12 protein-coding genes are annotated in these 12,450 nt (G+C 46.0%); 5 read left to right on the forward strand and 7 right to left on the reverse strand.

The window, feature by feature from the left end; all coding sequences use genetic code 11:
- Positions 1–33 precede the first annotated feature (33 nt).
- Both AC3FZD_RS11170 and AC3FZD_RS11175 read right to left on the reverse strand, forming a co-directional pair.
- On the reverse strand, positions 34–1,722 hold the full coding sequence (locus tag AC3FZD_RS11170) for an HD domain-containing phosphohydrolase (RefSeq protein WP_488740193.1): 1,689 nt from the start codon (positions 1,720–1,722) through the stop codon (positions 34–36).
- A 396-nt stretch (positions 1,723–2,118) separates the two neighbouring features.
- Positions 2,119–2,820, reverse strand: a complete 702-nt coding sequence (locus AC3FZD_RS11175) for a DUF4079 domain-containing protein (protein WP_488740320.1) — start codon at positions 2,818–2,820, stop codon at positions 2,119–2,121.
- 85 nt (positions 2,821–2,905) lie between these two features.
- Here AC3FZD_RS11175 and AC3FZD_RS11180 point away from each other — a divergent pair, with 85 nt between their 5' ends.
- The gene (locus AC3FZD_RS11180) at positions 2,906–3,736 is read left to right on the forward strand and encodes a hypothetical protein (protein ID WP_488740194.1); all 831 of its coding nucleotides are present in this window, start codon (positions 2,906–2,908) and stop codon (positions 3,734–3,736) included.
- A gap of 18 nt (positions 3,737–3,754) precedes the next feature.
- Here the strand turns inward: AC3FZD_RS11180 and AC3FZD_RS11185 are convergent, their stop codons facing one another.
- From AC3FZD_RS11185 to AC3FZD_RS11195, 3 genes are all read right to left on the reverse strand, one after another.
- Complete coding sequence (locus tag AC3FZD_RS11185) at positions 3,755–5,371, reverse strand: alpha/beta hydrolase (protein ID WP_488740195.1); 1,617 nt, start codon at positions 5,369–5,371, stop codon at positions 3,755–3,757.
- Between the two features lie 37 nt (positions 5,372–5,408).
- Complete coding sequence (locus AC3FZD_RS11190; protein ID WP_488740196.1) at positions 5,409–5,786, reverse strand: hypothetical protein; 378 nt, start codon at positions 5,784–5,786, stop codon at positions 5,409–5,411.
- Positions 5,787–5,923: 137 nt separating this feature from the next.
- Positions 5,924–6,997 (reverse strand): hypothetical protein, encoded by a 1,074-nt coding sequence (locus AC3FZD_RS11195; RefSeq protein WP_488740197.1) that lies wholly within the window; start codon positions 6,995–6,997, stop codon positions 5,924–5,926.
- A gap of 18 nt (positions 6,998–7,015) precedes the next feature.
- Here AC3FZD_RS11195 and AC3FZD_RS11200 point away from each other — a divergent pair, with 18 nt between their 5' ends.
- From AC3FZD_RS11200 to AC3FZD_RS11210, 3 genes are all read left to right on the forward strand, one after another.
- Positions 7,016–8,077: a bifunctional heptose 7-phosphate kinase/heptose 1-phosphate adenyltransferase gene (locus tag AC3FZD_RS11200; RefSeq protein WP_488740198.1), complete on the forward strand. Its 1,062-nt coding sequence runs from the start codon at positions 7,016–7,018 to the stop codon at positions 8,075–8,077.
- Positions 8,078–8,095: 18 nt separating this feature from the next.
- The gene (gene rfbB, locus AC3FZD_RS11205; protein ID WP_488740199.1) at positions 8,096–9,169 is read left to right on the forward strand and encodes a dTDP-glucose 4,6-dehydratase; all 1,074 of its coding nucleotides are present in this window, start codon (positions 8,096–8,098) and stop codon (positions 9,167–9,169) included.
- A gap of 110 nt (positions 9,170–9,279) precedes the next feature.
- On the forward strand, positions 9,280–9,741 hold the full coding sequence (locus AC3FZD_RS11210) for a nucleoside triphosphate pyrophosphohydrolase family protein (protein ID WP_488740200.1): 462 nt from the start codon (positions 9,280–9,282) through the stop codon (positions 9,739–9,741).
- On the opposite strand, the gene AC3FZD_RS11215 is transcribed toward AC3FZD_RS11210, so the two are convergent.
- The gene (locus tag AC3FZD_RS11215) at positions 9,734–9,985 is read right to left on the reverse strand and encodes a hypothetical protein (protein ID WP_488740201.1); all 252 of its coding nucleotides are present in this window, start codon (positions 9,983–9,985) and stop codon (positions 9,734–9,736) included. The two genes, AC3FZD_RS11210 and AC3FZD_RS11215, sit on opposite strands and share 8 nt — an antisense overlap.
- Positions 9,986–10,134: 149 nt before the next feature.
- Here AC3FZD_RS11215 and AC3FZD_RS11220 point away from each other — a divergent pair, with 149 nt between their 5' ends.
- Positions 10,135–11,049 (forward strand): hypothetical protein, encoded by a 915-nt coding sequence (locus AC3FZD_RS11220; protein WP_488740202.1) that lies wholly within the window; start codon positions 10,135–10,137, stop codon positions 11,047–11,049.
- Positions 11,050–11,141: 92 nt separating this feature from the next.
- Here the strand turns inward: AC3FZD_RS11220 and AC3FZD_RS11225 are convergent, their stop codons facing one another.
- Positions 11,142–12,377 (reverse strand): NAD(P)/FAD-dependent oxidoreductase, encoded by a 1,236-nt coding sequence (locus AC3FZD_RS11225; protein ID WP_488740203.1) that lies wholly within the window; start codon positions 12,375–12,377, stop codon positions 11,142–11,144.
- Positions 12,378–12,450: the final 73 nt, after the last annotated feature.

A 12,450-nucleotide genomic window follows, 5' to 3' on the forward strand; every position in this document is an offset into this window, starting at 1 on the left:
TAATCATAACTGATTTTCCAGATTTTATATGAATTAGGCGGCTGATTTTTCTGGCGGCCAAGTATGGCCAAGAGCGGTAAAGACTTGACGCTGTTCAAAGAGGAGAACAAGATCGAGGTTAATTTTACCGTTGTCGGCTTCTTCATGGAGAATTTTCATGACGATATCAATGGGAAGGCGACGTTTATAGGGGCGATCGGCAGCCGTGAGCGCGTCATAAATATCGGCAACGGTCATCATTTGGGTTTGCATGGGGATGTCTTGTTGATGGAGTCCTTGGGGATATCCCGTACCATCAAGTTTTTCATGGTGTCCGTAGGCGATCGCCGGAATATCTTGTAAACCTTTTGTCCAGGGAATGCGCTTGAGAAACTCGTAGGAATGGGTTACATGGGCCTCGATCGCCAACCTCTCTTGGGGCGTTAAATTGCCTCGAACCACCATGAGCTGGGCAATTTCGTCCGGTTTGAGCAAGGGTTTTTGTTGACCATCCACATCCCGATAAGTAAATTGGGCAATCTTTTGTAATTGCCTCTCAAACCCCTGATAATGATTCTTGACCTCTTGAGTTTCAATAGCTAAGGGATGGTTGAGGTCTTCAATTAAGGCTAAAGACTCTTTTAAATAGGCGATCGCCCGATTTAATTCCTCATCTAACTGACTCAAACGATCGCAATAGGAACAATTTGCCTCTTCATGCTGATGGCTAGGATGTTCCACTAAATACCTAAACTTGCTTTGATAGCACTCCATTTGTAACGTCCTTTGTGCCAAAGCAAACCGATGACGAATCACCTCTAACTGTTCCAGATAAAGCTTTTCTCGTTTACCTAAAATCGTTTCTGGAACCAACACTTTACCAAAATCATGAAGTAGGGAAGCATAGCGAATTTCTTTAAGTTGCCGGTCATTAAACCAGACTAAATTCAGCGGACCGGAGCGAACATTATTCACTTCTTGGGCGAGTCTCACCGTTAATTCTGCCACCCGTTCCGAATGACCAGAAGTGGTCGGATCGCGAGCTTCAATCACCTGCACAGAAGCTTTTACGAACCCTTCAAACAGGGTTTCAATACTTTCTTGTAGGTGATTGCGTTCAATAGAAATCGCCGCTTGGGAAGCCAGCGATCGCACAATTCGCTCTTGAAACTCGGTAAACGGTAGAACAATCTCTAGAGCATTATCAGCAGTAATTTGTAGATCTGCTTGACGTTTACGATTAATAAGCTGTAAAACTCCGATCGCCGTCCCCTCATGGTTTTGCATCGGTAGCACCAAAACCGAACAAGTGCGATAAGCAAAATCTTGGTCAAAACTGCGATCGAGTTGATAAGGAACAGAGGAGGGTAACTGATAGGCATCAACAATATTTAAACTATCCCCAGTTAGGGCCACATAACCGGCTAAACTTTTCGGCGTTAAAGGAATAGCAAACTCTTGAAACAGACGAGTTGAGATCGAATCATTTTGGGCCGTCTTAAAAATCAACTCTTGGGTATCTTCTTTGCGATTGACTAAGTAGACACTTCCGGCATCACTACAGGTAATTTCCCGACTTTTGGATAGAATCAGATCTAATAACTGTTGTAAATCCTGACTCCCTGATAACGCTGTCCCAATAGCAAGCAGTTCTTCCACTAAGTTAGCGCGTTTATCGGCTTCATTACAATCTTGGCGATCCAGTAAACAGGCTAATTCGGGATTCTGGTACTGTTCATCCATAATCCTAAGTCCTCATTGGCTTTAGCTGAACTGATGCACCCGATAGAGGAGTAGAGAGTTAAAAGGTATAATTTTCACTCATCCATCTCTGTCTTGAGTCAGGGGTAAATTTAAATACCCAAATTAAAATACTATAGTTGCTTTACAACTCGGTATTGAAGTTACTTTAAGCAAATTTTAACCGGTTTCACTAACTTTTGTTATCTATCTCCAAGATGATCTCATATCAAATCCTTTTATTTCGGAGTGCGTCCGACATAAATCTATCCGCGAAGGGGAAAGACCATCATTAAAAATCTAGGGAGCGAGACGCTCCCACTCCAGTAATACCAAAGGATTGAGGGAGTGCGAGCATCTGGCCCCCTAGTTATACTCATTAAGCTGTAGCACTACCTATTAATCACCTAACTGGGGACAGGTTTTTGTACTCCACTTACACTTATAGACATAGGGTTTTTGCCAATCGAGGGGAAGTTCGAGTAAGTCGCGGGAACCGGTGAACCCTTGACCGAGAAAGAGTAAAACCGCGACACAGTTAATGATAATGTGGGCCATGCGCCATTTATGGGAGCGATCGCGGTAAATATCTTGTACGATCGCTAAAGAAAAAATCATTAACAAAGCGGCAGTAATACCATAATAATAGTGAGAAATATACCATTCATAGCCCCGCCGAAAAACCCCATCTTGACAGCCGAGAACGACTAGACCCATCCCTGCACCGGTGGCAAATACACCTCGCCATAATTTAGTCCCCTGTTTACTCACACGAAAGAGGAAGACTAGGGAGGCAAGGGTAGCAGCAAATAACAGGGCGACTAAAAGACCTTCAACCGCACTAGAGCGAGGTTTATCGATAAATAGGACATAAGCGAGGGCAACTAGGCTAATTCCAACAACTGAGCCAGTGAGCCATTGGCCAATTCTGACATGATCGGGGCCAACCATCGGGGGAATTTTGCTTTTTTCTCCTGCTGCGGTTTGTAGTCGTCGTTGGCGAGTTTGCCAGGCAAAATAAACTACGATACCAATGAGGGGATAAACCAAGACTACGGCTAGGGTAGGATGAAGAATAGCGAGAATATCTTTAGAGTCCATCATAAGGCTTCAGTGATTCTAATCGATACTCTCTAGGGTATTCGAGATGGGGCAATCGCAGATTAATTCTTTCTGAGTGGCGCTTATGGATATCAACAAACTTTTAAATCAACTGGGAAACCAGGAACAAGAATTACAACATCAAGAGTTTCTCGCGCCTTGTGTGGCGGGAGGACAGGTGACCACGGCGATCGCCTCTATTCGGTATAGTTTTCAACCTCAACCGCCAGAGTTTGAAGGCTGGGGCATTTTCAAACCCCTGGATACGCGACGGGCCCAATGGGTAGATGAGCCAACTTTGCCCCAAATTAGCGAGTATTTAAGGTTACTCAAGCCCTTAAGGTTTTGGCTCAGTTATCGCCTTAAAGGACAAACTTGGTTAGCTTATCCGGTGAATGGGGATGAAGCGAGAAAACGCTATGGCATTACTGAGCCTACTCCTATTCATTTAGTCACTGAAGCGAGGACTTTTGAAACCATTACCGCTCGTGGAGATGCTGCTAACTGGTGGTTTGAGAGTGTAGACCGACGCGCCGATCCGCAAATTACCGGTATTTTGAAGCATCACTTAAAACAGTTGACTGATCCGGAAAACCTCCAGTTTTCTGGCATGACTCCAGAAGCTAAAATTACTTATGAATTAGTGGCTAGTCAACAGGAAGAATTTAGCAGCGAAAAACGCGATCGCCGTCGCTTAAATCAGGCGCTTAAACAAGGGGGAGGAGGGCTACAAGACTTTGCCGATCAAGGAGACTATTGGCGCGTAGAATGGACAACAGCAGATGGAGAACACCATATTTCTGCTATTAGTAAAGGGGATTTAACGGTGATGAGTTCGGGGATTTGTTTAAGTGGCCGCGATCGCGATTTTGATTTACAATCTCTGGTAGGGGTTATGGAAAATCGGGATGTTTAGTTTTTAATTTTTAATCGATCAGCCCCAACCGAGCCAATGCATTAGACGACCTACTTCTATTCGTTCCCATAAACTTCCTGGCAAGGACTGATTTAAGCGCAGGGGCATTCTAGGAGTGGAAAAAGATTGGGCATAAGCGGGACTGAGGAATATTTCATAGCTCTCTTTTTCTGGGGTTAATTGTTTGATAAATGCTAGGGAAACGCCATTAACTAATTTTTGCAAGGGTTGAAAGGGAGAAGTAACCGGATTGGAATATCTGAGATTACCAATACTTAAATGGGGTGTACCAATGGCGGTCAGAAGATATTTCGGCCCGGTTAAACGGTTAAAAGGGCGAATTTGATGTTCGAGGGCAGGGGTAACGGCATCATTGGTATTGGCTAAGATTAAGGTAGGAATTTTGACGGCACTGATGCCGGTTTCGCCAAATAAACGGCCGATGACGGGACTAATGGCAATCACTTGTACAATGCGGTCATCCTTGAGAGACTGGGGCGCGGTGGTGAGATCGGCTGCTGCACATTGCAACCAGTCGGCGGGAGAACGACCCAAGGGGAGGCGATCGCGGCAAAAATGGCGTAAGCTGGCTAAATTGAGTTCTGCACCGGCTAAAACGAAGGCGGTATATCCCCCCAAGGAATGGCCTACCATGGTTACTTCATTGGTGTTCAGTTTCCCGTAAAAGGGGCCCGGTTGATGATTGACGGTTTCTAGATAATCGAGCATAAACCGGATATCTTGGGGGCGATCGATAAATTCTTCTGGGGGAATCAAGGTGGCTAAGTGGCTAAATTTTGACCCTTTCATTAACCATCTAAGACTACTTCCGGGATGCTCGATCGCCGCTACGGTTAGGCCATGGGAGGCTAAATGATAGGCTAAACCGGATAAGTAATTGCGATCGGAGCCAAAGCCGTGGGAGATGACCACTAGGGGGCCAGAATCTAGCGATCCAGGAACTGTGTAGAGATCTACAGGAATGACCCGATTTCTCTGGCTATCTCGCAGAATTAATGATGTTTTTTCTACTGGGCCATCCGCCGGTTGGCTGGGATCGACTTCCCAGGTGAGGTTTTCTGAGGAATTGACTAACAAATCCCGACTCAGTAAGGGTTCTAGGAGCCGACTTTGCCAATAATCATGGTTGAACTGGAGAGCGAAAGATAGGGCGGCGGACAGATTAAGGGTAATTTCTTTACCGGGATAGGCTTGGAGAATGGAGAGAACACTGAAATGGTTGTTTTGCAGGGTGGTAGTTACGGCTTGCTCTAGATAGTCGAGACGACTATCGGGCAACATGGGAACGACGCTTTGGTAAATTTCTAGACTGAGGGGAGAGTGAAAAATATTTCTGAGGATGCGATCGCCCAATTGAGTATCGATGGGAAAGGGATAATCTAAGAGCTGTTGCACCCTGGGGGTAAGCACAGAGCGATAGGGTTGCAAGGCTGGGGATAGGGTTCCCGTTTTGCTAAAGTGTTCTAAATCGGCGATCGCGATTTGGCTCTGCCATAATCCTAAGCGGAGATTAATGCGATCGGCTCCATACGCTGCTTGTGCTAAGGTACACCACCCTGTCAGCAAAGCTAAGATCAATCTTAAACCCCATTGCCTGTGCGATCGCTTCATCATCCTTATGTCTGACTCAAATGAACTCTCGGTATACCCATTAGCGGGATTCTTCCTGCACCTCTCTCAGTAATAACACAAACTGATAAGTTCCCACTGGCATATCCCTCTCAGGACTCCAATTCTCATTCACCCAATCCCAAATATAAAGCTGTTTATTCAGAATTGTTACATAAGAAATCTCTCCTAAGTTTCCGGTTACCAAATACATCGGGACACCCAACCGATAAGTATTATTACAATTCTCAGAACTGGATTGAACTTGGTTACAAATTTGACGGTATAAGGTCGGATTTAAATCAATCAGTTCATGGAAATTTCGGCGGTGTTGTGCCCAAGCTGCTTCTGAAATTCCCACCCATCCTAAAAACGCTGTTAAACCCGTTAACAGGCTGGAAATAACACGAGTTTTCATCATCTAGACTCCATTTGAGAATTTGGCTTTGATTATATAGCCCTACAGCCGGGTAATGGGTAATAAAGATGCTCCCAACCTCTGATTGATTGAGAGCATCCTGACACAGAGTTAAGGTTGGGGTTAACCAACTCCTATGGTTATTCGTTTTCTATCGTAAATTGCGCTAGTAGTTCTTCACGAGAGCATTGCAGCAGGAGAGGGGTAAATTCTTCTGAAGGCAGGGCGGCGATCGCCCCTATAATGGCTGCAAGCTCCTCATCCACTTCTCCAAACCGAACCCGCAAGAGATTATTGATTAACCGAAGAGTGGTTTCTTGTTGTCCTTCTTGCCGTCCCTCTTCGCGTACCTCTTCGCGTACCTCTTCGCGTACTTCTTCGCGTACCTCTTCGCGTACTTCTTCGCGTACCTCTTCACGCAGTTGGGCGATCGCTTCTTCATACAGTTGAGTTAAAGTCACGATTAGCTCCTGATCATCTCGATCTGCTTGTTGATTTTGCCTGGTGGCTAGAATGGTTAAAAGTTCGTAAACCAATTTTATCACATTCCCTCGCCAGCGATTTCCTTTAGGTAACGCTTCGAGTTCCCGAATGGCTTGCTGTTGAACTCTTCCGCGTCCTAAAAGTCTTAACCACAGAGTCTCCGGTGTGCGAGGGAGTTGATGAATCACTACAATCCCAGTTCTGTAGATTTCGCTTAACAGATACACTCCTGACGGCCAATTCTCTGTCTCTTGTGCGTGAACTCCTTTTAGCAAATTGGGAGATGCAGTTGGGGTTAAGATCCACAACTTTGCTAGTTCATCTTCGTCTAATTTCCTGCCCTCGGTTTCTCGTTCCTGTTTCGCTTGCAGTACCAAGAGTTTCAGTAAACAAGTGCGAAAGTCATGGGCGGTTATGGGATTACGAAAGGGTTCAAAGATTACCGGAGTTGCCATCAGTTGCCCTAATAATCCCAGTTCACTGGCATCAATTTCTGAAGATGATGGAGTAAAGAAAACATCAACTTGGCGCACTTCTGAGGCAATATCTTTGCTGGTTTCTACTGTGCCAAAAGAGGAGAGCATTTCGCTCAGATATTGTTTGGCAAACTGGTCATGGATAAATCTAGTCACGATCGCCGATTGTGTAACTGCAATAATTTTACCCGCAATAGGGCCCATCTCCCATAGCCAGGGTTCAGGGGCGATCGTAGACTGATTAAGGTTTAACATTCAACCCCCTCAACTCATATGACCTTACCCGCAGACTTGATCGGGCAACTCAAACAGAGCCAAACCCGTTTAACCGATCTCATCGATCGCTTCCCAACTGCTAAAGTGCTAGTAGTTGGCGATCTAACCCTAGATGAATTCCTCACCGGTCAAGTGGAACGACTCTCCAGAGAAGCACCGGTTCTGATTTTGCGCCATGAGGAAACCCAGCAAATCCCTGGAGGGGGAGCTAACGCTGTGTACAATTTGGCTAAGTTGGGGGGTCAGATTAAAGCCGTGGGTATTGTGGGCAAAGATGACCAAGGCCAAGCCCTGCGGCGGATTTTTGAGGAGGCGGGGATTAATACTCAAGGCATGTTAATCGATGAAACCCGGCCCACAGTCACCAAAACCCGCATTTCTGGCCATGCTCGTCAGTCAGTCACCCAGCAAATTGTGCGGGTCGATCGCAAATCGGATCGGTTGCCCGAATTATCTTTACAACAGGTATTAGCGGATTATGTTCAATCCCAATTAGACCAGGTAGATGGTGTAATTTGTTCGGACTATGGGGATGGAGTTTTTTGCACTCGACCGGATGGGACACTTTCTCCCGTAATTCCCGCCGCCTTAAGCCACAAACGGGTGATGGTAGATACTCAGACCGATTTGCCGCGCTACCAGGGCGCGACGTTGTTTACTCCCAATTTACCGGAGGCAGAACAGGCAGTGGGTTATAGCATTGATGGGGATGAGCGATTAATTCAAGCGGGGCAAGATTTGTTGAAAATGACCCAAGCGAGTCATATGCTTATCACTCGTGGGGATGAGGGCATGAGCTTATTTACGGCTCAAGAACCTATGGTTCATATTCCCGCATTTAATCGCCGTCAAGTGTTTGATGTTACGGGAGCTGGGGATACTGTGATTGCGGCGATTTCTTTGGCGCTGTGTGTGGGTGCTTCGTTCTGGGAGGCAACGGTGTTGGGCAATTTGGCGGCTTCTCTGGTGGTGCGTCACTTCGGAACGGCAACTACTCATGGTGAAGAGATGAAGCAGGCTTTGGCGGATATGCTGGACAATGAGATAGGCGATCGTTAATAAAGGATATGTAATCGTATGGAAAATCGTGATTCTCGTCGTCTTTTAGTCACTGGTGGTGCGGGGTTTATTGGCTCGAATTTTGTCCAATATTGGTGCGATCGCCATCCAGAAGATCGCATAGTAGTATTAGATGCCCTTACCTATGCGGGTAATTTGGCGAATTTACAGCCGGTGAAGGATCGGCCTCAGTTTCGGTTTGTGCAGGGGGATATCGGCGATCGCCCCCTCATTGACCAACTCTTAGCCGAAGAGAGCATTGATACAGTTGCCCATTTTGCCGCCGAATCCCATGTAGACCGCTCCATCCTCGGCCCTGGGGCATTTGTGCAAACCAATGTTGTGGGTACATTCACCCTCTTAGAAGCCTTCCGTCAGCATTATCCCACCCTCTCTGACGAAAAAGGGCTATTTTTGCATGTCTCTACCGATGAGGTGTATGGCTCTTTAGGGCCCAGCGATCGCGCCTTTCAAGAAACGACACCCTACGCTCCCAACAGTCCCTATTCTGCCTCAAAAGCGGGGAGTGATCATCTCGTTCGTGCCTATTATCATACCTATAATTTACCGACGATTATTACCAATTGCTCCAACAATTATGGCCCTTATCAATTCCCCGAAAAACTAATCCCCTTAATGACCATTAACACCTTAATTGGTAAAAACCTACCCGTTTATGGCGATGGTCAAAATATCCGTGATTGGCTCTATGTGATTGACCATTGCAGCGCCTTAGATGCAGTTATTCATAAGGGCAAACCGGGGGAAACTTACAATGTAGGAGGAAATAATGAAGTTAAAAATATTGACTTAGTAACGATTTTATGCGATCTCATGGATGAACTCGCGCCCCAACTTCCCGTGCGTCCCTGTCGCAATCTGATTACCTTTGTTAAGGATAGACTAGGCCACGATCGCCGCTATGCGATCGATTCGACTAAAATTCAAACCGAATTAGGCTGGCAACCCTCCGTTACGGTGGAAGAAGGACTACGCCAAACCCTAAAATGGTATTTAGAAAATCAAGATTGGTGGCAACCGCTTCTTTCCCAAGAATATCAGGACTATTACCGCCAAGTTTACGAAGAGTAATTTTCCCCCATCTTCTCATCCCTTCTCCCTTGGGAGAAGGGGGAAAAGTCCCTCTCCCAAGGGAGAGGACTTAAAATTCTCATCTACTACAGCATCTCTAGGTAAACCCCATGACTCCCTACGAAAGAATCGCCTTATGGAATCAAAAAGCGGGAAAATCTCCCCTTTCTCCTGATGATGAAGCTTATTGGATCTTATTAGAAAATCAGACCCAGAGAATCGAAGAAGAATTATACGAACTCCGGAAAGCACTGAGGAAAAGAAACTTGGCTAAAATACTGGATGCTGGATGTGATTTAGAGGTGGTAGTTGCGGGACTCAATTATATTTCTGGTCTAGAATACGAAAGCGCCATTGAACGAGTTTTAGAGAATAATGAATTGAAAGTGGTGACAGATCGTCAACTGGTTGAAGATTCCATTGAACCCTATCGTCAGAAAGGCATAGAAACAAAAATCGTAGAAGTTACGTTAGAGGGTAAATCTTACTATTCCCTTCATCGCGTAGAAGATGATAAAATTTTGAAACTGAATAATCATGTTAAGGTCGATTTATCCGATATTGTCACTTAAGATGCTCACACTCCAGGTGACATCTTCCCTTGAAGCATAAAATCAACCAGTTGCTGGCGATCGCACAACCGGATGTGATTCGATTGTTTAAGTAGCGCTCCTCTTGTGCTGCTTGCCTAATTTTCTCCTGTTTGCTGGTCTGATACAATTGATAAACCTTGGCCGCTACCCCAACCCCCCGCAGCACCGATTTCCAACCCATAACCCTGGCTCCAGCTAAAAACAACACATAGGATACATACATCTAAGATAACAAAAAAACTCCCATAGACTCTCAAACTCTGCTACTATTGACGCGGGATAGAAATGACCGGGGAAAGACCGAACCTCAATGGCCATTGTCTGTCTCACCCCTCCTTGTCCAAGTTCATCCGGTTCAGGGTACTCAGCGCCATGGCACAACCTAATCCAGCAGAGATCACCGATGCTCTCAACAGTGTCTTACAACCCCAGGGGGTTACCGCTAAAGCACTGATTAAAGAAGGCTGTTTACATATCCTCCTCGAAGGGGAAACCATACCCGAACAGGAACAATATGTGGCGATCATTCATGATGAAGTCCTTAATATGGGCATTGACTCCTTCCCTACTCTACAAATATACGGCCGCCAAATAGGAGCGAAAAAGCCGAGTTGGAGTGAAACGATTGACCTCTTGCAGGGGAAAGATGAGGAGGACGATTTACCTAATTTTGCCCTTGACGATCCTGATGATGATATGAATTCTTATAACGATAACGATCTTGATGGTGCGGAGCCTTTAGACTCAGAGTCTGATGAATCGGGAGAGCAGAAGAAATTAGGCTTGAATAAATTACTACCTTTGTTGGCGATCCCCATTGTTGCTCTGATCGGTGGTGCAGTTTGGTGGTTTTTCCTGCGTCCAGCTCCAGCGCCTATGGTTCCTGCTACCGCTCCAGAGACTGCTCCTGAACAAACCGCAGAAACCCCTGCTGAACCCCCCGCAGAAACCCCTGCTGAACCCCCCGCAGAAACCCCTGCTGAACCTCCCGCAGAAACCCCTGCTGAACCCCCCGCAGAAACCCCTGCTGAACCCCCCGCAGAAGCGCCAGCATCCACCAATCCTTGGAGAGATGGAGTCAACACCGCCATGAGCGCTGCTGAACTAGCGCAAACGGCAAGCACCCGTGCTGAATGGGAAGAAGTCGCCAGTCAATGGCAACAAGCGCGGGATTTAATGGCTCAAGTGCCACAAGAGAGTGAAAATTATGGGGCGGCTCAAGAGCGAGTGGCGACTTACGATCAGAATGCCAGTTCAGCGATGATCTGGGCGGAGCGCAGTAATTAACCCTATAATTTTCGATTATTCGGTATATGTAGGGGTGGGTTTCAAACCCACCCCTACATAATACCCGCCTAAATATAAGGATTTGATATAACCTATTTTTTCAGTAGCGATCGCTCAAAATTCTTACCTTTAAGCATCCGATTCCAGTACAGGTAAGGCAACCCATAGCGCTTGAGCAACCACATACTATAGCGTTCTTCCGTCGGATCGAGGGGAAATGTGGGAGTGGGATTTTTATCATAATCAAACTCAGCAAAAATCACCTTGCCATACCCCGTCACCAAGGGACAACAGGCATAACCATCATAGCGATTATTCAGGGATTTAGACTCCATCAGAGCCAACAAATTCTTCACCAGCACCGGCGCTTCTGAGCGCACTGCTGCCGCCGTTTTCGAGGTAGGCAAAGAAGAGGCATCACCGAGGCCAAACACATTCGGATAGCGATTATGCTGGAGGGTAAACTTATCCACATCAATCCACCCTTTAGCCGCCCCTTCCGTACCCGCTAAAGGACTATTTTTAATAAAATCAGGAGCGCTCATCGGTGGACTGACATGGAGCAGTTCAAAGGGAATACTCACCGATTTCACGCCTTCATCTGTCGTCACTTCAAAAATCGCCTCTTTGGGGTCAGTTTTAACCGCTTTCAAGTTATATTGAACCTTCATCTCAATATCTTTGCGGTTAACAATTTCCATCAAGGGTTTGGCATAGGCAGGAACCCCAAAAATTCCCCCCAGAGCTGTACAATACATAATCTTAGACCGATCGCGAACCCCATTTTTACGGAAGGCTTCATCCGCCAAATACATAATCTTTTGGGGCGCACCGGGACATTTAATCGCCGTAGCAGGGTAAGTAAAAATGGCTGTCCCACCCTTAAAATTGCGAATCATTTCCCAAGTTTTGGGGGCTTGATCGAAGGCATAATTACTACAAACTCCATTTTTCCCTAATGTTTCGGGTAAGCCTTCCACCCAATCCCAATGAACTTGTAGTCCAGGGCAAACCACCAGGTAATCATAAGTAATGACTGCTCCATCCTGGGTTGTGAGTTGGTTTTTATCTGGCTCAAATTCCTGACAATAGGCTTTAATCCAAGTGGCTTTTTCAGGAATACATTCTTTTTCTGGTTTGACCGTATCTTCAGCCGCATATACTCCTGCACCAACTAATGTCCAAGCAGGCTGATAGTAATGCTTGTCTGAAGGTTCAATAATCGCCACATCTAAGCTAGAATTGGCATTTAAAAGCTGGGCGGCTACGGTGATTCCTGCGGAACCTCCGCCCACAATTACAATTTGATGATGGGTTGAATTTGCCATGATGTCTCGATCGATAGGGAAATAGTTTTTAGCTTACCATAGTAAGGTGATTTTCACCCATTGAAATTTAAGA

Source organism: Roseofilum sp. KMC-1 (assembly GCF_057802075.1).

Bases quoted from the DNA above. Each gene is read 5' to 3' on its own strand.
- AC3FZD_RS11170 (WP_488740193.1), bottom strand. From the start codon at position 1,722: ATGGATGAACAGTACCAGAATCCCGAATTAGCCTGTTTACTGGATCGC.
- AC3FZD_RS11175 (WP_488740320.1), bottom strand. From the start codon at position 2,820: ATGGACTCTAAAGATATTCTCGCTATTCTTCATCCTACCCTAGCCGTA.
- AC3FZD_RS11180 (WP_488740194.1), top strand. From the start codon at position 2,906: ATGGATATCAACAAACTTTTAAATCAACTGGGAAACCAGGAACAAGAA.
- AC3FZD_RS11185 (WP_488740195.1), bottom strand. From the start codon at position 5,371: ATGATGAAGCGATCGCACAGGCAATGGGGTTTAAGATTGATCTTAGCT.
- AC3FZD_RS11190 (WP_488740196.1), bottom strand. From the start codon at position 5,786: ATGATGAAAACTCGTGTTATTTCCAGCCTGTTAACGGGTTTAACAGCG.
- AC3FZD_RS11195 (WP_488740197.1), bottom strand. From the start codon at position 6,997: ATGTTAAACCTTAATCAGTCTACGATCGCCCCTGAACCCTGGCTATGG.
- AC3FZD_RS11200 (WP_488740198.1), top strand. From the start codon at position 7,016: ATGACCTTACCCGCAGACTTGATCGGGCAACTCAAACAGAGCCAAACC.
- rfbB (WP_488740199.1), top strand. From the start codon at position 8,096: ATGGAAAATCGTGATTCTCGTCGTCTTTTAGTCACTGGTGGTGCGGGG.
- AC3FZD_RS11210 (WP_488740200.1), top strand. From the start codon at position 9,280: ATGACTCCCTACGAAAGAATCGCCTTATGGAATCAAAAAGCGGGAAAA.
- AC3FZD_RS11215 (WP_488740201.1), bottom strand. From the start codon at position 9,985: ATGTATGTATCCTATGTGTTGTTTTTAGCTGGAGCCAGGGTTATGGGT.
- AC3FZD_RS11220 (WP_488740202.1), top strand. From the start codon at position 10,135: ATGGCACAACCTAATCCAGCAGAGATCACCGATGCTCTCAACAGTGTC.
- AC3FZD_RS11225 (WP_488740203.1), bottom strand. From the start codon at position 12,377: ATGGCAAATTCAACCCATCATCAAATTGTAATTGTGGGCGGAGGTTCC.